Raw genomic sequence first — 19139 nt, forward strand, 5'->3', positions numbered from 1 at the left:
TCGTCATCGCCTGCCCGTCTGTCGCAGGGATGGATGCAGGGCTCTGCGTTGTCCTCCAGAACTCGGACATTCTCGGCCTGCGCACGCCGATGGCAGGCAACAGATGCGGTCGCTGAGACGGAGATTCGTCAGGCGTCTTTTTGTAAAACGCTGAGCCCCACGAAAAAGAAACCCATGGGGAAATAGAAAGTCGGCAACAACGCCAGGTAGGCGTCTTTGTGCTGGGGCCGACGCTGCCGGCAAACCTTCGAGTCGCATCTTGCTGGACCTTGCAGCCAGCGGGAGGCATCGCCAGAATGGCAGCATCAATCGTGGCCAAAAGGCCACTCCTGCAAGGATTTCCAATGCCCGAAACTGTCGCTGCCGGCCTGCGCTTGGCGCCTGATGCGCTCACCCGTCCCTTCGAACCCAGCCAGTTCGCCTTCAAGACCACCGATGAGCTGGAACCCTTTCTTGGCGTGCTCGGGCAGGAGCGGGCTGTCGAGGCGCTGCAGTTCGGCGTGGCGATGCCGCGCCCTGGCTATAACGTTTATGTAATGGGTGAGCCGGGGACCGGCCGGTTCTCGTTCGTACGTCGCTACCTCAAAGCTGAAGGCAAACGACTGGATACGCCCTCGGACTGGCTCTACGTAAACAACTTTGACGAGCCACGCGAGCCGCGCGTGGTAGAGCTGCCGCAGGGCGGAGCGGGCGAGTTCATTGCCGACATTGGTCAGCTGATCGACAACCTGATGGCGACCTTTCCGGCGGTATTCGAGCATCCAAGCTTTCAGCAGAAGAAGAGTGCGATTGATCGTGCCTTCAACCAGCGCTACGACAAGGCATTGGATATCATCGAAAAGCTGGCGCTAGAGAAGGAAATCGCGCTCTACCGGGACAGCACCAACATTGCCTTCACGCCGATGAAGGACGGCAAGTCGATGGACGAGGCGGAATTCGCCCAGTTGCCGGAAGCGGAGCGCGAGCGTTACCACGAAGACATTTCCGCGCTCGAAGTTCACCTTAATGAAGGACTGGCCAGCCTGCCGCAATGGAAGCGCGAATCCAGCAATCAGCTGCGGCAGCTTAATGACGAAACCATCAGCCAGGCGTTGCAGCCTTTGCTGGCACCACTTTCAGAGAAATACGGGGAAAACGCGGGCATCGAGGCCTACCTCCAAGCCGTGCAGGTCAACCTGCTGAAAACGGTGGTCGAGCAGCTGGTTGACGAAAACCGTCCCGATGCCCAGACCCGTCAGCTCCTCGAAGAGCAGTACAGCCCCAGTCTTGTGGTCGGCCATCCGCTCGATGGCGGTGCGCCGGTGGTGTTCGAGCCGCATCCAACCTACGACAACCTGTTCGGTCGTATCGAATACAGCACCGATCAGGGCGCGCTCTACACCAGCTATCGTCAGCTGCGTCCCGGTGCGCTGCATCGGGCCAATGGCGGCTTTCTGATGCTTGAAGCGGAAAAGATGCTCAGCGAGCCCTTTGTCTGGGAAGCGCTGAAACGTGCCCTGCAGTCGCGCAAGTTGAAGATGGAGTCGCCGCTGGCTGAGTTGGGGCGACTGGCCACGGTGACGCTTAATCCGGAAGTCATCCCGCTCAATGTCAAAGTCGTGATCATTGGCTCACGTCAGCTCTATTACACCTTGCAGGACCTGGATCCGGACTTTCAGGAAATGTTTCGCGTGCTGGTGGATTTCGATGAAGAGATTCCGCTGGCCGAGGACAGTCTCGAGCAGTTCGCACAACTGATGAAAACGCGCACTTCCGAAGAGGGTATGGCGCCGTTGACTGCCGCGGCCGTGGCGCGCCTGGCCACTTACAGTGCACGTTTGGCTGAGCACCAGGGGCGGCTGTCGGCAAAGATTGGTGATCTGTTCCAGCTGGTTAGCGAGGCGGATTTCATCCGTCAACTGGCCAAGGATGAAGTCACCGATGTCGGCCACATCGAGCGCGCGCTGAAAGCCAAGGCCACTCGAACCGGACGTGTCTCGGCGCGCATCCTCGAAGACATCCTTGCAGGCGTGATCCTGATCGATAGCGAAGGCGCTGCAATCGGCAAGTGCAACGGTTTGACCGTCCTCGAAGTGGGCGATTCGGCGTTTGGCATGCCAGCGCGGATTTCCGCCACTGTTTATCCGGGTGGCTCGGGGATTGTCGACATCGAGCGTGAGGTTAACCTCGGTCAGCCGATTCACTCCAAAGGCGTGATGATCCTGACCGGCTTTCTCGGCAGCCGCTATGCGCAGGAGTTTCCGCTGGAGATCTCCGCAAGCATCGCGCTTGAGCAGTCTTATGGGTACGTCGATGGCGACAGTGCTTCGCTGGGAGAATGCTGCGCACTGATTTCGGCCATTTCGCGGACGCCGCTCAAGCAGTGCTTCGCGATCACTGGTTCGATCAACCAGTTCGGCGAGGTGCAGGCGGTCGGTGGCGTCAATGAAAAGATCGAAGGTTTTTTCCGACTGTGCGAAGCGCGCGGATTGACCGGAGAGCAGGGCGCAATCATTCCCTTTGCCAACGTCACGACGCTGATGCTCGACGAGCGCGTGCTGGAAGCCGTGCGTCAGGAGCGGTTCCATATCTATGCGGTGCGTCATGTCGATGAGGCGCTTTCGCTGTTGGTAGGGGAACCGGTTGGCGGGGCGGACAAGGACGGACAGTTCCCCAAGGGCAGCGTCAACGCGCGGGTGGTCGAGCGTTTGCGTGACATCGCCGAGATCGAGCTTGAAGACGATCATCGAAGCGATGCGGCGTCACCCGAGGAAGTGCTGGCGGCGGCGCAGGCAAAGGGAGCAGAGCAAGGATAATCGGACGAACGATCCGAGCAACAACTGGACGGAACGATACGGCGTGCGGCGGGTCTGCAATGGAAGAGAGTTTCCACTCTCTATCCACAAAGTTATCCACAGCTTGTGTGGGTAACGGACTTGCGGGCCTTTCCTCCTGAATGAGGGCGCGCAACCGAGCGCGAGGATCGCCGTCATGTCTCAAACACTCTGCTTGAACCGCCAGTGCCTGGGTTTGGTTACCCGTATCGAATGCATCATTCGCCCGCTGTCTGGCGGCAATGGCTTGTGGACTTTGCTTTGCGCGGCTGGAATCGACGCAGGGCAGCCTACCGCTATCAAGGCCCAAGGCCCGTTCCACGGGCCACGAGAGGCCGAGTCGGTGCTGAAGGCGATTGCCGAAAACCTCTATGGACAAGGTTATACAGAGTCGGAGTCGCCATCGATCTGGCAACTGCATATGCAGGCTGAGCTGCGCAAGGTCAACGCAAACCAGGCGCGCTATCTCAGCGGCTGGGGCGCTAAGTCCTGACCGTCCGATTCAAGTAAGGCTGTCTGGCCCCTCGTTTTGGGGCCGGCAATTACCCTCTGCTAATTCTTATCCACAAAGGAAACATGTCGCCATAGCGTCTTCTTGAAGACCCGACCGCGCTGCGTATACTCGCTTGCCGAAACCCGCCACACCCAGTGAGAACAGATGGAACGCTTGATCGAAAACACCATGTACGCCGCCCGTTGGTTGTTGGCGCCTATTTATTTTGGCCTGGCCTTTGCCCTGCTGGCCCTGGCGATCAAGTTCTTTCAGGAAATTTGGCACATCCTTCCTGCCGTGCTTTCGCTGAGTGAAGGCGATCTGATCCTCAAGCTGCTGTCGCTGATCGATATGGCCCTGGTTGGCGGTTTGCTGGTGATGGTAATGCTGTCTGGTTACGAGAATTTCGTCTCGCAACTGGACGTGGAGGAGGGCAAGGAGAAGCTCGACTGGCTCGGGAAGATGGACTCCGGTTCGTTGAAAATGAAGGTCGCTGCCTCGATTGTGGCGATCTCGTCGATTCATCTGTTGCGCATGTTCATGGATGCGCAGCAGCTCGAGAGCGAGCAGTTGATGTGGTACGTGATCATCCACCTGACGTTCGTCTTTTCAGCCTTCGCCATGGGCTATTTGGATAAGCTCACCAAGCACTGAGGTGACTACGGTTCGTAGCGTGCGGCGGCAGGCAGGGAAATGTGGTTAGTGGTTGTGATTGGTTCTCCTGATGTTGTACAAGAGGTTCGTTTCTGTACACGGAGAAGGTCGCATGAATCTGCAGGCATTGCTGGAAGGCGCACAAGCACACCATGTCGACGCGCTGGATCTGGTGTCACTCGAGGGTGGCTTCTATCTATTGAATGTCCACGTCCAAGGCAAATCGCATGTGTTGCGCGACGAAGAGAGCAACGTGATCCATCTGCGATCCGTGGAGCATGCACGTGATCTCCTCAGCGAGATGCCAGTAATCCCCTTCTTTCTGGTTCACAGCTCGGCATACGATGAAATGTGCGGCTTGGCCGAGGGCGTTCGCGAACCGTTGCGCGTGCCGATCAGCCTGCGTTCCGCCTGGTAGGCCCCGTTTTGTGCCGCCTATGTGCCGTTCGAAAAACAGTCTTGGGTGGCGCTGCTGGTCGCTGTGCTAGGCTGTGCGGCCTTTTTTCCAGTGGAGCCGATGCATGACTGAACTGAACCTATCAACCGACGAAACGCGCGTGAGCTACGGTATCGGCCGTCAACTGGGTGATCAGCTGCGTGAGAACCCGCCGCCTGGGATCAGCCTGGATGCTGTGATCGCCGGTATTCGCGATGCCTTTGCCGGAGCAGCCAGCCAGGTCAGTCCGGAAGATCTGAATGCCAGCTTCGCCGTCATTCGTGAACGTATGCAAGCCGAGGCACAGCAAAAGGCAGAAGCTGCTGCAGGCGAAGGCAAGGCCTTCCTGGCTAAAAACGCCCAGCGTGAAGGGGTTTCGACCCTGCCATCGGGTCTGCAGTACGAAGTGCTGACAGCGGGAGAGGGCGCCAAGCCCAGCGCTGAGGACCAGGTGCGTACGCATTATCACGGCACGCTGATCGACGGCACTGTATTCGACAGCTCCTACCAGCGCGGCCAGCCGGCCGAGTTTCCGGTGGGTGGCGTGATCGCTGGCTGGACCGAAGCGTTGCAGCTTATGGGCGTGGGCAGCAAATGGCGGCTTTACGTGCCGAGCGAGCTGGCTTACGGCGCGCAGGGTGTTGGCAGTATTCCTCCGCACAGCGTACTGGTGTTCGACGTCGAGCTGCTGGCTGTTCTGTAAAACGCTGCGGCTACGGGCGCAACGCCCTGGCATAGGAGAACAGGAACAGGTTTCGCACCTGTTCCTTGAGCACGCAAGGTTCGCTGGTGCTCAACTCCTGCAGATCCAGATCGCCCTGGTCGCGAAGCTCGTCCAGGGCGTCTCCCTCTAAGGTAACGCACACCGCACCGGTGCTACGGTCGAGTATCCGCAGGTAAGGTTGCGGGCGGTCCAGCCAGGCATCAATCAAATAAGTCATGGGCACCTCCAATTAATCTCGTTAATGAGAATAATTGTTATTTACAAAGATGCAAGCGTAAAGATACCGATGCGACTGGTGGCGATCAGGAGGCAGGTGCGGCGATGGCGTGAATTCAAGGGTGCCCAATCGCACCCTTACTAAGCGGCGGGCTCAGTGAGTGCGAGCGACAGCGAAACGGCTTAACTCGACCAGGGCGTCGCGATACCTGTTGGCGGGGATCAGCTCAAGGCAGGCTATGGCGCGATCGGCATAGTCGCGCGCCAGGTGGGCCGTGTAATCCAGTGCGCCGGCTGCTTCTACAGCGCGGCGGATACTCTCAAGATCCTCGATGCCGCCTTTCTGAATGGCCTGACGCACCAATGCGGCCTGTTCTGCTGTGCCTTCGCGCATCGTGTAGATCAGCGGCAGCGTCGGCTTGCCTTCGGCGAGATCATCACCGACATTCTTGCCCAGCGCTTCGGCATCGCCCTGATAGTCGAGCAGATCATCGACCAGTTGGAACGCAATGCCGAGGTAGTCGCCGAAGGTGCGCAGCGCCTCGCGTTGCGCCTCGTTAGCACCCGCCAGAGTGGCTGCGCTATGCGTGGAGGCCTCGAAAAGCATCGCGGTCTTGCCGCGGATGACTTCCATGTAGATCTCTTCTGTGGTGCTGGCGTCGCGCACTTTGGACAGTTGCAGTACTTCGCCTTCGGCGATGACGCGAGTGGCCTGCGAGATGATTCGCATGACTTCCATCGAGCCAAGTTCGACCATCATTTCGAAAGAACGCGCGTAGAGGAAGTCACCGACCAGCACGCTGGGCGCATTACCCCACAAGGCGTTGGCGGTTGAGCGGCCGCGGCGCATGCCGGACATATCAACGACGTCATCGTGAAGCAGTGTCGAGGTATGCAGGAATTCAATGATCGCTGCCAGCAGGCGCAGCTGCTCACCCTTTAGTCCCAGCGCATTACCGCTGAGCAGGACGAGCAGAGGGCGCAGGCGTTTGCCGCCGGCCGAGGTAATGTAGTCCCCGATCTTTTCCACCAGCGGTACGCGGGACGTCAACTGGTTGCGGATAATGCCGTCAACAGCGGCGAAATCTTCAGCCACTACTTGGTAAAAGGCCTGGGGTTGCATCGGGGACGAGTACTCCTCGGAGATTGCGCGGCATGCTATGGGGCGGGTCATGCAGTGTCAAGGCAAGGCCCGGCGGCTATTGCGCAGGGTCAGGTGGATGCGTACAATCGCGGACCCTGAACTTTCCCCCTGGGCATTTCCCTGCCTTACGCAATTGCAAGGGCGTCCTTTCCGGCCCCGAGCAGCCATGCCAGCCTCTAACTATTTCACTTAAGCGCTGGGTGAGCAGGATCAACGGAGATACACAGATGTACGCAGTTATCGTTACCGGCGGCAAGCAATACAAGGTCGCCGAAGGCGAATACCTCAAGATTGAAAAACTCGAAGTTGCCACTGGCGAAGCCGTCACTTTTGACCGCGTTCTGCTGATCGGCAACGGCGACGATGTAAAGATCGGCGCTCCGGTGGTCGATGGTGCCAAGGTCACTGCTGAAGTGATCGCTCAGGGCCGTCATGACAAGGTCACCATCATCAAATTCCGCCGTCGTAAGCACCACATGAAGCGTCAGGGCCACCGTCAGTGGTTCACTGAGGTCAAAATCACCGGCATTCAGGGCTAATCGGGCCTGAATCCCCTTATAGGAGTATTGAACTCATGGCACACAAAAAAGCTGGCGGTTCTACCCGCAACGGTCGCGACTCAGAAGCCAAACGTCTTGGCGTGAAGATGTACGGCGGCCAGGTCATCAAGGCCGGTAACATCATCGTGCGTCAGCGCGGCACTCAATTCCATGCCGGTTACGGTGTTGGCATGGGCAAGGATCACACCTTGTTCGCCAAGGTGGAAGGCGTGATCAAATTCGAAGTGAAGGGTCAGTTTGGCCGTCGCTACGTGAGCGTCGTCGCAGCCTAATCGCGGCGTTGCTGGAAAAGCCCTGTCATGCGACGGGGCTTTTTTGTTTCTGTATCCTCTGTAGGGCTCTTGCAAAACACTGCTGTGCTCTCACTATCGCTGGGTTTTGCAAGACCCTTATGTTCCTGTTTTCTAGCCCGTCCTTGCGGCGGGAGGCGTTCCCATGAAATTCGTCGATGAAGTATCGATTTTTGTAAAGGCCGGCGACGGCGGTAACGGCATGATGAGCTTCCGTCGTGAGAAGTTCATCGAGAAAGGCGGCCCCAACGGGGGCGATGGCGGCGATGGCGGCTCCGTGTATCTGGAGGCTGACGAGAATCTCAACACGCTCGTTGACTACCGTTACACCCGCCGCTTCAATGCGCCCAATGGTCAGAAGGGCGGCAGTACTGAATGTACGGGTGCCAAGGGTGACGATCTGATCCTGCCGGTGCCGGTCGGTACCACGGTGATCGATGCCGCCACTCAGGATGTAATCGGTGACCTGACCAAGGCGGGTCAGCGCCTGCTGGTCGCGCAGGGTGGCTGGCATGGGCTGGGCAACACGCGCTTCAAGTCCAGTACCAACCGTGCTCCTCGCCAGACCACGCCAGGCAAGCCGGGCGACGCGCGCGACCTGAAGCTTGAACTGAAGGTCCTGGCGGATGTCGGGCTGCTGGGGTTGCCGAACGCTGGTAAGAGCACGTTCATCCGCTCGGTGTCGGCTGCCAAGCCGAAAGTTGCCGATTACCCGTTCACCACGCTAGTGCCGAACCTTGGGGTGGTGAGTGTTGGTCGCTACAAGAGCTTCGTGGTTGCTGACATCCCAGGTCTGATCGAGGGTGCTTCGGAGGGGGCGGGGCTTGGTATCCGCTTCCTCAAGCATCTTGCGCGGACGCGTCTGTTGCTGCACCTGGTGGACATGGCGCCGCTAGATGAAAGCGATCCGGCCGATGCGGCAGAGGTGATCGTGAATGAGCTAGAGAAATTCAGTCCTGCACTGGCGCAACGAGATCGCTGGCTTGTGCTGAACAAGGCTGATCAGCTGCTCGAAGAAGATCACGACGAGCGGGTTCAGCGGGTAGTCGAGCGACTTGAGTGGGACGGCCCCGTATTCGTCATCTCTGCACTCGAGCGCGAGGGTACCGAGGCGTTGAGTCAGGCCATCATGCGCTATCTGGATGAGCGCACGGTGCGTATCGCCGAGGAGCCAGCATACGCGGAAGCGCTTGCCGAGCTGGATCGGCAGATTGAAGACGAGGCGCGTGCTCGCTTGCAAGAGCTGGATGATCAGCGAGCCTTGCGGCGTGCCGGTGTCAAGCCTGTCGACGAGGTCGACGAAGACGACTTCGATGATGATGACGACGATGAAGGCGGTGCTGAGATCTTCTACGTACGTTGACGCATGCCCGCATCGTCGCGGGCGTCGCTAGCAAATGGTTGCGGGCTGGCTTAACTGCCGCTTGCTGAGTGGTTTGGCCGGGTACCGATTGGAAGGCAGGATCGATGCGGGACAAGGTGAGCGGCGCGCGGCGCTGGGTGGTGAAAATCGGCAGCGCCTTGCTGACTGCTGATGGGCGCGGGCTGGATCAGGCGGCAATGGCTGTCTGGGTCGATCAGATGGTGGCGCTGCGCGAGGCGGGTGTCGAGCTGGTGCTGGTGTCGTCTGGCGCTGTCGCTGCTGGTATGAGTCGTCTCGGTTGGGCCGCCAGGCCAAAGGCTGTCCATGAGCTGCAGGCTGCGGCGGCGGTCGGGCAGATGGGGCTGATACAAGCCTGGGAAACCAGCTTTGCGCGCTGCGAGCAGCAGACCGCGCAAATCCTTGTAACCCACGATGATCTTTCCGACCGCAAGCGCTATCTCAATGCGCGCAGCACGCTTCGCACGTTGATCGATCTGGGTGTGGTGCCGGTTATCAATGAGAACGACACCGTGGTCACCGACGAGATCCGCTTTGGTGACAACGATACCCTCGCTGCCTTGGTGGCGAACCTGGTTGAAGCGGATTTGTTGGTGATCCTTACTGACCGCGACGGCATGTTTGATGCCGATCCGCGCAATAATCCTAACGCCAACTTGATTAGTGAGGCGCGTGCCGATGATCCCGCGCTGGATGCGGTGGCGGGTGGCACAGGTGGCGCGCTCGGGCGGGGTGGTATGCAGACTAAGTTGCGCGCGGCTCGTCTGGCGGCGCGCTCTGGTGCCCACACGGTCATTATTGGTGGCCGGATCGAGCGCGTGCTGGCGCGGTTGAAGGCGGGTGAGGCGCTCGGCACGTTGTTGGCGCCTGAGTGTAACCGTCATGCTGCGCGAAAGCAGTGGTTGGCTGGGCATCTCCAGACGCGCGGTACGGTCGTTCTCGATGATGGTGCGGTACACGCCTTGAAGCAGGGTAATCGCAGTCTGTTACCTGTCGGAGTTAAAGCGGCGCACGGTGGTTTCCGGCGAGGCGAAATGGTGGTCTGTGTGGGTCTGGATGGTCGCGAGGTCGCGCGCGGTCTGGCGAACTACAGTGTGGCCGAAACGCAACGAATCCTTGGTCGCCCGTCGGACGAAATCGAGAAGCTGCTCGGTTATGTTGATGAGCCAGAGCTTATTCATCGCGACAACATGATCTTGGTCTGAGGTGGTTTGATGCGACTGGCAAAAGCGTTAATGGTGTTGCTGGCGTGGCCGGCGGTCGGTATAGCGCGAGAAGTGGGTGAGGTCGATACGGTTTTCAAATGGCTCGGACCGAATCATAAAATCGTGGTCGAGGCGTTTGACGACCCCAAGGTTGAGGGCGTGACCTGCTATCTGTCACGTGCCAAGACGGGCGGCATAAAGGGTGGGCTCGGTCTGGCTGAGGATCGCGCCGAGGCGTCGATCGCTTGTCGGCAGGTCGGGCCGATTCGGATGGGCGAGAAGCTCAAGGATGGCGAAGTCGTCTTTAAGGAGCGGACGTCTTTAGTGTTCAAAACCATGCAGGTGGTGCGCTTTTTCGATGAGGCGCGCAACACGCTGGTCTATCTGGTGTATAGCGATCGTGTTATCGAAGGGAGTCCGCAGAACGCCGTTACTGCGATTCCGATACTGCCGTGGGCTCAGCCATAAAGGTGCCTGGTTGGGCTCGCTGAGATCGATGCCTTGGCATCGAATCGCAGACATAAAAAAACCGGCTCAAGGCCGGTTTTTTTCACAAGAGCGTGCAGCTTAGGCTGCAGCAGCTTCGCCGAGGGCCTTGATATGGCCGTTCAGGCGGCTTTTATGCCGAGCTGCTTTGTTCTTGTGGATGATGCCTTTGTCGGCCATGCGGTCGATTACAGGCACGGCTGCAGTGTAAGCAGTACGAGCTTTATCCAGATCTTTTGCATCAATGGCTTTGACCACATTCTTGATGTAGGTACGAACCATGGAGCGCAGGCTGGCGTTGTGGCTGCGACGCTTCTCAGCCTGAATTGCGCGTTTTTTGGCGGAAGGGCTGTTGGCCACCGTCGAACTCCTCGAAAACGTGGGATTACAAAGCAAATAAGGCCGCGAATCATGCCGATGCTGCGGGCTCTTGTCAACACTGATTGAACAATCGAGACACTGGCCGGACAGATGGGGTGCCGCTAAACTCGCGACCTCTTTCACTGTCGTAACTGGCCATCGAGACGATGCCCGGTGACTGGCCGGAAACCCTCCCGCTGCAACTCTAGGAAGACAAATGTCCGATACATCCGGCAAAGGCGGATTGCTGCGGTCCAGTGCGGTAGTCAGCGTGATGACGCTGCTGTCACGGGTGCTGGGCATGGTACGCGATATGGTTGTGGCCAGCTACTTCGGTTCTGGCGCCGCTGCTGACGCATTCTTCATAGCCTTCAAAATCCCAAACTTTTTGCGCCGTCTGTTTGCAGAAGGGGCTTTCGCCCAAGCCTTTGTTCCGGTGTTGTCGGAATTCCGGACCAAGCGGACCCAGCTGGAGGTCAAGCTGCTGGTTGACCGCACAGCTGGCATGCTTGGGCTGATCTTGACGGGCATCACCGCAGTCGGGGTGCTGGCTTCGCCTTACGTGGTCATGCTTTTCGCGCCCGGCTTTCATGATGACCCAGCTAAAATGCAGTTGGCCGGCGAGCTGCTGCGCATCACCTTTCCTTATCTGTTGCTGATTTCACTCACGGCGTTTACGTCCGGTGTGCTCAACACGTACGGGCATTTCGCGGTACCGGGCTTCACGCCTGTGTTGCTCAATGTCTGCATGATCAGCTCGGCCGTTTTTCTGACACCTTACTTTGATCAGCCCATTATGGCGTTGGCATGGGGCGTGTTTGTTGCAGGCTTCGCCCAGTTGGCCTTCCAGCTTCCTTACGTTGCCAAGCTGGGATTGCTGCCCCGGCCTCGGGTGAGGTTCGGAGACGAGGGGGTGCGGCGAATCATGCTGTTGATGGTGCCGGCCCTGTTCGGCGTGTCGGTCAGCCAGATCAATCTCTTGCTCGATACGGTTCTTGCCTCGTTCCTGCAGACAGGCAGCGTCTCCTGGCTTTATTACGCTGACCGCCTTTCGGAGTTGCCGCTGGGCGCCTTCGGTATTGCGATCGGCACCGTGATCCTGCCTAGCCTTGCTCGTCAGCATGCCGGAGCGGATCCCAAGGCTTTTTCCAACACCCTGAACTGGGCGCTGCGGATGGTGCTGCTGGTTGGGGTTCCTGCGGCGCTCGCGCTGGGCATCCTGGCTGAGCCGATGATTGCCAGTCTGTTCTTTTATGGTGCGATGAGTGAGGAGGCCGTCGTGCAGTCGGCCAACGCGCTCGAGGCGTACTCGCTCGGCGTCCTGGCATTCATGCTGATCAAGGTGCTGGCGCCGGGCTTCTTTGCTCGGCAGGATTTAAAGACGCCGGTGCGTATTGCAATCATCTGCATGATCGCCAACATGGTGCTGAATCTAATGCTGATCTGGCCGCTCCAGCATGTGGGCTTGGCCCTGGCGACTTCGTTGTCCTCGATGCTCAATGCTGGGTTGCTGTTCTGGGGGCTGTATAAGACGGGTGTGTTCCTGTTTGCTCCGGGTTGGGGTTTGTTCCTTTTGAGGTTGGCGGGCGCCTGTGCCGCCATGGTGGCGATGGTCTGGTGGCTAAACGCACCGTCGGTCGAGTGGTTCGCGTGGGGCTGGCAGCAGCGAGCGCTGCAGCTGGGGCTGCTGGTTGTAGCGGGGTTGGGCGCTTTCGCGGTGGGCTTGGTAGTGCTCGGTTTGCGACCGCGGCATCTCCGTCATTGATCCTTACCATACGCGGGTGGCAAGCCTGTCCGCGACTGCTGCCTCATGCGTATAATCGACGACTTTTCAAGCAAGAAGTGCGGTATGCAGCTGGTTCGAGGTCTTCACAACCTGCGACCCCGACATCGGGGTTGCGTCGCCACCATCGGCAATTTCGACGGGGTTCACCGGGGGCATCAAGCTATCCTGGCGCGTCTGCGCGAACGTGCCGCCGAGCTCGGGCTCCCCAGCTGCGTGGTGATCTTCGAGCCGCAGCCGCGTGAGTATTTTGCCCCGGACAAGGCCCCTGCTCGGCTGACCCGCCTGCGCGAAAAATTGCAGTTGCTGAGTGAACAGGGTGTCGATCTGGTGCTGTGCCTGGCATTTAATCGTCGTTTGCGCGAGCTGAGTGCCGCAGAGTTCGTACATGCGACGCTGGTAGACGGCCTTGGCGTTCGGCATCTGGAAGTCGGTGATGACTTTCGTTTCGGTTGCGACCGAGCCGGGGATTTCAACTTCTTGTTACAAGCTGGTGCTGCGGAAGGCTTTACCGTCGAGGCCGCCGCCACTATCGAGGTCGACGGTGAGCGAGTCAGCAGTACGCGGCTGCGCCAGGTTCTCGCCGCTGGTGATCTACAGCTGTCAGAAAAACTGCTGGGTCGGCCGTTCAGTATCACCGGTCGGGTCATGCATGGGCAGGCGCTGGGACGCCAGCTTGGCGCGCCGACCGCTAACATTCAGCTCAAGCGCAAGAGCACTCCGCTTAGTGGTGTGTTCACCGTGAGCGTCGAGATCGATGGTGTAATACAGGCGGCGGTCGCCAATATTGGTATGCGCCCCTCGGTCGAAAGCGACGGCCAGCCGCATCTGGAAGTGCATTTGCTTAATTATCAAGGCGACCTTTATGGCCGTCTGCTGCGCGTGACCTTTCATCGCAAGCTGCGTGACGAGCAGCGCTTTGCCTCGCTGGAGGCGCTCAAGACGGCGATCGAAGCAGATATCGCCGCGGCTCGCGAATACTGGCGAGCTTCACCCTTTACCACGAGTCAGGACTGAAATGACCGATTACAAAGCGACCCTCAATCTGCCGTCCACGGCGTTTCCGATGAAGGCCGGTCTGCCACAGCGCGAGCCGGAGACCCTGCAGCGCTGGAACAGCATCGACCTGTACGGGAAGCTGCGGCAGATTGGCGAGGGTCGTCCGAAGTTCGTCCTGCATGATGGCCCTCCGTATGCAAACGGCAGCATTCACATCGGCCACGCGGTAAACAAGGTCATCAAGGACTTCATTGTTCGCTCCAAGACCTTAGCCGGTTTCGACGCGCCCTACGTGCCGGGATGGGACTGTCATGGTTTGCCCATCGAGCACAAGGTCGAGATCACCTACGGCAAGAACCAGCCGGCCGACCTGACGCGCGAGCGCTGCCGTGCCTACGCGGCCGAGCAGATCGAAGGGCAGAAGGCTGACTTCATCCGCCTCGGCGTACTGGGCGAGTGGGGCAATCCCTACCGCACCATGGACTTTGCGAACGAAGCCGGGGAAATCCGCGCGCTGGCGAAAATGGTCGAAGGTGGATTCGTCTTCAAGGGCCTGAAGCCGGTGAACTGGTGCTTTGATTGCGGTTCGGCGCTGGCCGAGGCGGAAGTCGAATACCAGGACAAGAAGTCCGATGCCATCGACGTAGCCTTCCAGGTGGAGGACGCGGATAAGCTGGCGGCTGCGTTTGGTGTCGGAGCACTGGCCAAACCGACCAGCATCGTGATCTGGACCACCACGCCTTGGACCATCCCGGCGAACCAGGCGCTCAACGTACATCCCGACTTCGTCTATGCCTTGGTCGATACCGGCGACAAGCTGCTCGTTCTCGCCGAAGAGTTGGTTGAGTCCTGTCTGCAGCGCTATGACCTGCAGGGTCAGGTCATCGCACGCTGCCAGGGCAGCGAACTGGAGCTCATCCGCTTCCGCCACCCATTCTATGAGCGCTTCGCGCCGGTCTATCTGGCCGATTACGTAGAAACCGGTGCAGGAACCGGTATCGTCCATTCGGCACCTGCTTACGGTGAAGACGACTTCCGCTCCTGCAAGCATTACGGCATGGAGAATGATGACATTCTCAGCCCCGTTCAGAGTCACGGCGTATACGTATCGGACCTGCCATTCTTTGGCGGGCAGTTCATCTGGAAGGCCAACCCGGCCATCGTCGAGAAGCTGGAAGAAGTCGGTGCGCTGCTCAAGCACGAGTCGATCCAGCACAGCTATATGCATTGCTGGCGGCACAAGACGCCGCTGATCTACCGTGCGACGGCGCAGTGGTTCGTTGGCATGGATAAAGTGGCGCATGACGGCAGCTCGCTGCGTCGTCGCGCGTTGGATGCCATTGAGCAGACTGAGTTTGTTCCGGCCTGGGGCCAGGCGCGGTTGCACGGCATGATCGCCGGCCGTCCGGACTGGTGTATCTCCCGTCAACGGACATGGGGCGTGCCGATCCCGTTCTTCCTGCACAAGGAAAGCGGCGAGCTGCATCCGCGCACCGTGGAGCTGATGGAAGCCGTCGCGCAACGCGTCGAGCAGGGAGGCATCGAGGCTTGGTCGAAGCTGGATGCCGCCGAGCTGCTGGGCGACGAAGCAGCGCAGTACGAGAAGATCAGCGACACCCTGGACGTTTGGTTCGATTCCGGCACCACCCATTGGCATGTGATGCGCGGTTCGCACCCTATGGGCCACGAAAGCGGCCCACGCGCGGATCTTTATCTGGAAGGCTCCGACCAGCACCGTGGCTGGTTCCACTCCTCGCTGCTAACCGGCTCGGCTATCGACGGGCACGCACCGTATAAGGGGTTGCTGACGCATGGTTTCGTGGTCGACGAGAACGGCCGCAAGATGTCCAAGTCGCTGGGCAACGTCGTTGCGCCTCAAGAGGTCACTGACAGTCTGGGCGCAGACATCCTCCGTCTCTGGGTGGCCTCGACCGATTACTCCGGTGAAATGGCTGTCTCCAAGGTGATCCTGCAGCGCAGCGCAGATTCCTATCGCCGTATCCGTAACACTGCGCGCTTCCTGCTCTCCAACCTTGACGGTTTCGATCCGGCGCAGCATCAGGTTCCGGCCGACCAACTGATCGCCCTCGACCGCTGGGCCATCGATCGTGCCCTGCTGCTGCAGCGGGAAATCGAGGAAGCCTACGGCACCTACAAGTTCTGGAATGTCTATCAGAAGGTGCACAACTTCTGCGTACAGGAGCTGGGCGGCTTCTATCTGGATATCATCAAGGATCGCCAGTACACCACCGGTGCCGACAGCTTGCCGCGCCGCTCCTGCCAGACCGCGCTGTACCACATCGCCGAGGCACTGGTGCGGTGGATTGCGCCGATCCTGTCGTTCACAGCTGATGAAATCTGGCAATACCTGCCGGGTGAGCGCAACGAATCGGTGATGCTCAATACCTGGTACGCAGGGCTCGCTGAGCTGCCTGCCAATGTCGAGCTGGGTCGCGAGTTCTGGGGCAAGGTCATGGCGGTCAAGGCCGCGGTGAACAAGGAGTTGGAAACCCAGCGCGCCGCCAAAACCATCGGCGGCAACTTGCAGGCGGAGGTTACCTTGTACGCCGAGGACGCGCTGGTTTCCGAGCTGGCGAAGCTGGGAAGCGAATTGCGCTTTGTGCTGATTACGTCGGCTGCGACTGTGGCGCCTCTCGCCGAAGCGCCAGCGGAAGCCGTGCAGAGCGAGCTGCCCGGTCTCAAGCTACAGATCAGCAAAACCGGCCACGCCAAGTGCGGCCGGTGCTGGCACCACCTGCCTGACGTCGGCACTCACGCGGCACATCCTGAGATCTGCGGTCGCTGCATTGAAAATATCGAAGGCGCTGGCGAGGTTCGCCACCATGCGTGACGGCATACGGTACGTTAGCGCGAGTGCAGCCCGCCGCGCGCTTTCGAGGGCGTCGGCATGACCTCGCGCTTCGGCAAGCTCACCTGGCTGTGGCTAAGCGTGATGGTGATTGCGCTGGACCAGGCGACCAAACATTACTTCGAGGCCAACTTCAGCCTGTATCAGAAGGTCGAAGTGATCCCTGACTATTTCGCTTGGACGCTGGCCTACAACACGGGCGCTGCTTTCAGCTTTCTCGCCGATCATTCCGGCTGGCAGCGTTGGCTATTCGCATTGATCGCCATCGGCGTCAGCGCCGTGCTGGTGGTTTGGATGAAGCGCTTGAAAACCGGCGAGACCTGGCTTGCCGTAGCCTTGGCGCTGGTCCTGGGGGGCGCCGTCGGCAATCTTTACGATCGCGTCGTACTTGGACATGTCGTCGATTTCATCTTGGTGCATTGGCAGAACCGCTGGTACTTCCCGGCATTCAATATCGCCGACAGCGCTATCACCATTGGCGCTGTGATGCTGGCGCTGGATATGTTCCGTAGCAGTAAAACGGGAGAAACGGTAAATGACTGAACAGCGCATCGGGCCGGACATGCAGGTGACCCTGCATTTCGCGCTCAGTATGGAAAACGGCGAGCAGGTCGACACGACCTTCGATAAACAGCCGGCTACCTTTAAAGTGGGCGACGGTAACCTGCTTCCCGGTTTTGAACAGCAGTTGTTCGGGCTCAAGGCGGGTGACAAGCGCACCTTTCAGATTGTCCCGGAACAGGGCTTCGGCCAGCACAACCCGCAGAATGTGCAAACCATGCCGCGCAATCAATTCGAAGGTATGGAGCTGTCCGAAGGGCTATTGGTGATCTTCAACGATGCAGCCAAGACGGAGCTGCCGGGGATCGTCAAAGCTTTCGATGATCGTCAGGTAACCGTGGACTTCAACCATCCGCTGGCCGGCAAATCGCTGACATTCGACGTGGAAATATTCGAGGTTAAGCCGGTCTGAGTATCGGCTGGCTAATCAAGCTGCTCTGCAGACCAAAGTCCTTGGTTAGGCGTGTTAACCACCGCCAGCGTGCTGGTACCGGTTTCGCTTCTTGCTCTTGACCAAGCAGTACACTCCACAACTCACCCGCCCAGAGCGTCGAGAACCCACATGCAAATCAAACTCGCCAATCCGCGTGGCTTTTGTGCCGGTGTCGACCGCGCCATTGAAATCGTTAACCGTGCGCTTGAGGTGTTCGGGCCGCCGATCTACGTGCGCCACGAAGTCGTGCATAACAAGTTTGTGGTGGAGGACCTGCGCGAGCGTGGCGCTATCTTCGTCGATGAGCTGGACCAGGTGCCGGACGGCTTCATCGTCATCTTCAGCGCTCATGGCGTGTCCCAGGCCGTGCGGATGGAAGGGGAACGGCGCGGCCTCAAGGTATTTGACGCTACTTGCCCATTGGTGACCAAGGTCCATCTGGAAGTGACCAAGTACAGCCGGGAAGGGCGCGAATGCATCCTTATCGGCCATGCAGGCCACCCGGAAGTAGAAGGCACCATGGGCCAGTACGATACGGCCAATGGCGGCTCGATCTATCTGGTGGAAGACGAAAAGGATGTTGCTGAATTGCAAGTACGCAACCCGGAAGCCCTGGCGTTCGTCACCCAAACAACTCTGTCGATGGACGACACCAGCCGTGTGATCGACGCTTTGCGCACACGCTTCCCGAGTATCGGTGGCCCGCGTAAAGATGACATCTGCTACGCCACCCAGAATCGTCAGGATGCGGTCAAGCAGCTTGCGGCTGAGTGCGACTTGGTATTGGTCGTGGGCAGCCCGAACAGTTCGAACTCCAATCGTTTGCGCGAGCTGGCGGAGCGGATGAGCACGCCGGCATATCTCATCGACGGCGCGGAAGATCTCAAGTGCGAATGGTTTGAGAACGTCGATCGGATCGGTATCACCGCCGGCGCTTCAGCGCCTGAGGTGTTGGTGCGTGGGGTGATCGATCAGCTAAAGGAGTGGGGTGCGGCTGGCCTGGATGAGCTTGACGGACGACCGGAGAACGTTACGTTCTCCATGCCGAAGGAGTTGCGGTTGAAGTCTGTTTGACCACAATGATGAGTCATACAGCTGCAACCTAGACATCGATGACTAACCTAACCTTTGGTAGGATCAGTCGCCTAGCGCTTTGGCTAGAGTCGGGATGCCCCAGCAGAAGATCGCTGTTTCGATAAAATCATCCGGTCAGAAGACCGGGGCTTCGTCAGCGGTTTGAGGGCATTCATTTGATGTCAGCTAAACGTACGCCCTTATCGCTTAATTTAAAGATTAGCGCCAACACTCCGCGGCGGTTTTCCCGCTGCCGGTTCTGTCTTTAACGCCAAGTGCGTTCAGACGTAAATTACCGCACTTGGTATCGCCGAATTGTTGTTCGGCTGTAAGAGTATAACCGCCGTCCCCATCCTCTTTGCCTACAGATAGCGTGTACTTACCGGTTTCTGAGGTATTCCCGTTCTTCAACCCCAGCTTGGCTACATCGTTGTCTGAAATGATATAGGCGTTGTTTTGGCCGAAGTATCGCTCTTGTCTAGCGGAAGCATCGCTCAGCAGAGCCTGGCCTTCGGTCCGGTTACCACGCTTTACATACTCGTCATAGCTCGGATAGGCGATCGCCGCCAGGATTCCGATGATCGCGACCACGATCATCAGTTCGATCAATGTAAAGCCGCTTTGAGCACGCTTCATGTACCGCTCCACTGCCACTAAT

At 58.9% G+C, this 19139-nt stretch carries 20 protein-coding genes; 16 read left to right on the forward strand and 4 right to left on the reverse strand.

Annotated elements, in window-relative coordinates:
- Positions 1-344 precede the first annotated feature (344 nt).
- From C1896_03765 to C1896_03785, 5 genes are all read left to right on the forward strand, one after another.
- Positions 345-2795, forward strand: coding sequence for an ATP-dependent protease (locus tag C1896_03765; protein AZZ44108.1), 2451 nt, complete (start codon positions 345-347; stop codon positions 2793-2795).
- Positions 2796-2970: 175 nt separating this feature from the next.
- Positions 2971-3306 (forward strand): hypothetical protein, encoded by a 336-nt coding sequence (locus tag C1896_03770; GenBank protein AZZ44109.1) that lies wholly within the window; start codon positions 2971-2973, stop codon positions 3304-3306.
- Between the two features lie 165 nt (positions 3307-3471).
- Positions 3472-3960 (forward strand): TIGR00645 family protein, encoded by a 489-nt coding sequence (locus C1896_03775; GenBank protein AZZ44110.1) that lies wholly within the window; start codon positions 3472-3474, stop codon positions 3958-3960.
- Between the two features lie 112 nt (positions 3961-4072).
- Positions 4073-4378, forward strand: a complete 306-nt coding sequence (locus tag C1896_03780; protein ID AZZ44111.1) for a cation transporter — start codon at positions 4073-4075, stop codon at positions 4376-4378.
- A gap of 103 nt (positions 4379-4481) precedes the next feature.
- Positions 4482-5099, forward strand: coding sequence for an FKBP-type peptidyl-prolyl cis-trans isomerase (locus C1896_03785; GenBank protein ID AZZ44112.1), 618 nt, complete (start codon positions 4482-4484; stop codon positions 5097-5099).
- Positions 5100-5109: 10 nt separating this feature from the next.
- Here the strand turns inward: C1896_03785 and C1896_03790 are convergent, their stop codons facing one another.
- Entirely contained in the window at positions 5110-5337 is a 228-nt protein-coding gene (locus tag C1896_03790) for a hypothetical protein (GenBank protein AZZ44113.1), read from the reverse strand.
- 153 nt (positions 5338-5490) lie between these two features.
- Positions 5491-6459: an octaprenyl-diphosphate synthase gene (locus tag C1896_03795; protein ID AZZ44114.1), complete on the reverse strand. Its 969-nt coding sequence runs from the start codon at positions 6457-6459 to the stop codon at positions 5491-5493.
- A 248-nt stretch (positions 6460-6707) separates the two neighbouring features.
- Here C1896_03795 and rplU point away from each other — a divergent pair, with 248 nt between their 5' ends.
- The 5 genes from rplU to C1896_03820 all read left to right on the forward strand — a co-directional run bounded on the left by rplU (position 6708) and on the right by C1896_03820 (position 10384).
- A complete protein-coding gene (gene rplU / locus C1896_03800) occupies positions 6708-7019 on the forward strand; it encodes a 50S ribosomal protein L21 (protein AZZ44115.1) in 312 nt (103 codons plus the stop codon).
- Between the two features lie 35 nt (positions 7020-7054).
- Positions 7055-7312: a 50S ribosomal protein L27 gene (locus C1896_03805; protein ID AZZ44116.1), complete on the forward strand. Its 258-nt coding sequence runs from the start codon at positions 7055-7057 to the stop codon at positions 7310-7312.
- Positions 7313-7475: 163 nt separating this feature from the next.
- Positions 7476-8693, forward strand: coding sequence for a GTPase ObgE (gene obgE / locus C1896_03810; GenBank protein ID AZZ44117.1), 1218 nt, complete (start codon positions 7476-7478; stop codon positions 8691-8693).
- A gap of 104 nt (positions 8694-8797) precedes the next feature.
- Positions 8798-9916, forward strand: a complete 1119-nt coding sequence (locus C1896_03815) for a glutamate 5-kinase (GenBank protein AZZ44118.1) — start codon at positions 8798-8800, stop codon at positions 9914-9916.
- 9 nt (positions 9917-9925) lie between these two features.
- The gene (locus C1896_03820) at positions 9926-10384 is read left to right on the forward strand and encodes a hypothetical protein (protein AZZ44119.1); all 459 of its coding nucleotides are present in this window, start codon (positions 9926-9928) and stop codon (positions 10382-10384) included.
- 99 nt (positions 10385-10483) lie between these two features.
- Here the strand turns inward: C1896_03820 and C1896_03825 are convergent, their stop codons facing one another.
- A complete protein-coding gene (locus C1896_03825) occupies positions 10484-10762 on the reverse strand; it encodes a 30S ribosomal protein S20 (GenBank protein AZZ44120.1) in 279 nt (92 codons plus the stop codon).
- 217 nt (positions 10763-10979) lie between these two features.
- On the opposite strand from C1896_03825, the gene mviN reads away from it, so the two are divergent.
- The 6 genes from mviN to C1896_03855 all read left to right on the forward strand — a co-directional run bounded on the left by mviN (position 10980) and on the right by C1896_03855 (position 18481).
- Complete coding sequence (gene mviN, locus C1896_03830; GenBank protein ID AZZ44121.1) at positions 10980-12527, forward strand: murein biosynthesis integral membrane protein MurJ; 1548 nt, start codon at positions 10980-10982, stop codon at positions 12525-12527.
- An 84-nt stretch (positions 12528-12611) separates the two neighbouring features.
- Positions 12612-13562: a bifunctional riboflavin kinase/FAD synthetase gene (locus tag C1896_03835; GenBank protein ID AZZ44122.1), complete on the forward strand. Its 951-nt coding sequence runs from the start codon at positions 12612-12614 to the stop codon at positions 13560-13562.
- A gap of 1 nt (position 13563) precedes the next feature.
- Positions 13564-16395, forward strand: coding sequence for an isoleucine--tRNA ligase (locus C1896_03840; protein ID AZZ44123.1), 2832 nt, complete (start codon positions 13564-13566; stop codon positions 16393-16395).
- A gap of 57 nt (positions 16396-16452) precedes the next feature.
- Positions 16453-16956, forward strand: coding sequence for a signal peptidase II (locus C1896_03845; protein ID AZZ44124.1), 504 nt, complete (start codon positions 16453-16455; stop codon positions 16954-16956).
- Positions 16949-17386: a peptidylprolyl isomerase gene (locus C1896_03850; GenBank protein ID AZZ44125.1), complete on the forward strand. Its 438-nt coding sequence runs from the start codon at positions 16949-16951 to the stop codon at positions 17384-17386. Before C1896_03845 ends, C1896_03850 begins: the two co-directional genes overlap by 8 nt.
- A gap of 150 nt (positions 17387-17536) precedes the next feature.
- Positions 17537-18481 (forward strand): 4-hydroxy-3-methylbut-2-enyl diphosphate reductase, encoded by a 945-nt coding sequence (locus C1896_03855; GenBank protein AZZ44126.1) that lies wholly within the window; start codon positions 17537-17539, stop codon positions 18479-18481.
- Positions 18482-18700: 219 nt separating this feature from the next.
- Here the strand turns inward: C1896_03855 and C1896_03860 are convergent, their stop codons facing one another.
- Positions 18701-19117, reverse strand: a complete 417-nt coding sequence (locus C1896_03860) for a pilus assembly protein PilE (GenBank protein AZZ47510.1) — start codon at positions 19115-19117, stop codon at positions 18701-18703.
- Positions 19118-19139 lie beyond the last annotated feature (22 nt).

The sequence above is a fragment of the Pseudomonadaceae bacterium SI-3 genome (assembly GCA_004010935.1).
In the GTDB taxonomy this organism is placed as follows: Bacteria; Pseudomonadota; Gammaproteobacteria; order Pseudomonadales; family Pseudomonadaceae; genus Stutzerimonas.

Excerpts from the sequence above, each read along its gene's own strand:
- C1896_03815 (AZZ44118.1), top strand. The coding sequence starts at position 8,798 with ATGCGGGACAAGGTGAGCGGCGCGCGGCGCTGGGTGGTGAAAATCGGC.
- C1896_03795 (AZZ44114.1), bottom strand. The coding sequence starts at position 6,459 with ATGCAACCCCAGGCCTTTTACCAAGTAGTGGCTGAAGATTTCGCCGCT.
- C1896_03770 (AZZ44109.1), top strand. The coding sequence starts at position 2,971 with ATGTCTCAAACACTCTGCTTGAACCGCCAGTGCCTGGGTTTGGTTACC.
- C1896_03775 (AZZ44110.1), top strand. The coding sequence starts at position 3,472 with ATGGAACGCTTGATCGAAAACACCATGTACGCCGCCCGTTGGTTGTTG.
- C1896_03785 (AZZ44112.1), top strand. The coding sequence starts at position 4,482 with ATGACTGAACTGAACCTATCAACCGACGAAACGCGCGTGAGCTACGGT.
- C1896_03860 (AZZ47510.1), bottom strand. The coding sequence starts at position 19,117 with ATGAAGCGTGCTCAAAGCGGCTTTACATTGATCGAACTGATGATCGTG.
- obgE (AZZ44117.1), top strand. The coding sequence starts at position 7,476 with ATGAAATTCGTCGATGAAGTATCGATTTTTGTAAAGGCCGGCGACGGC.
- C1896_03845 (AZZ44124.1), top strand. The coding sequence starts at position 16,453 with ATGACCTCGCGCTTCGGCAAGCTCACCTGGCTGTGGCTAAGCGTGATG.
- C1896_03855 (AZZ44126.1), top strand. The coding sequence starts at position 17,537 with ATGCAAATCAAACTCGCCAATCCGCGTGGCTTTTGTGCCGGTGTCGAC.
- C1896_03840 (AZZ44123.1), top strand. The coding sequence starts at position 13,564 with ATGACCGATTACAAAGCGACCCTCAATCTGCCGTCCACGGCGTTTCCG.
- mviN (AZZ44121.1), top strand. The coding sequence starts at position 10,980 with ATGTCCGATACATCCGGCAAAGGCGGATTGCTGCGGTCCAGTGCGGTA.
- rplU (AZZ44115.1), top strand. The coding sequence starts at position 6,708 with ATGTACGCAGTTATCGTTACCGGCGGCAAGCAATACAAGGTCGCCGAA.
- C1896_03780 (AZZ44111.1), top strand. The coding sequence starts at position 4,073 with ATGAATCTGCAGGCATTGCTGGAAGGCGCACAAGCACACCATGTCGAC.
- C1896_03835 (AZZ44122.1), top strand. The coding sequence starts at position 12,612 with ATGCAGCTGGTTCGAGGTCTTCACAACCTGCGACCCCGACATCGGGGT.
- C1896_03765 (AZZ44108.1), top strand. The coding sequence starts at position 345 with ATGCCCGAAACTGTCGCTGCCGGCCTGCGCTTGGCGCCTGATGCGCTC.
- C1896_03805 (AZZ44116.1), top strand. The coding sequence starts at position 7,055 with ATGGCACACAAAAAAGCTGGCGGTTCTACCCGCAACGGTCGCGACTCA.
- C1896_03790 (AZZ44113.1), bottom strand. The coding sequence starts at position 5,337 with ATGACTTATTTGATTGATGCCTGGCTGGACCGCCCGCAACCTTACCTG.
- C1896_03820 (AZZ44119.1), top strand. The coding sequence starts at position 9,926 with ATGCGACTGGCAAAAGCGTTAATGGTGTTGCTGGCGTGGCCGGCGGTC.
- C1896_03850 (AZZ44125.1), top strand. The coding sequence starts at position 16,949 with ATGACTGAACAGCGCATCGGGCCGGACATGCAGGTGACCCTGCATTTC.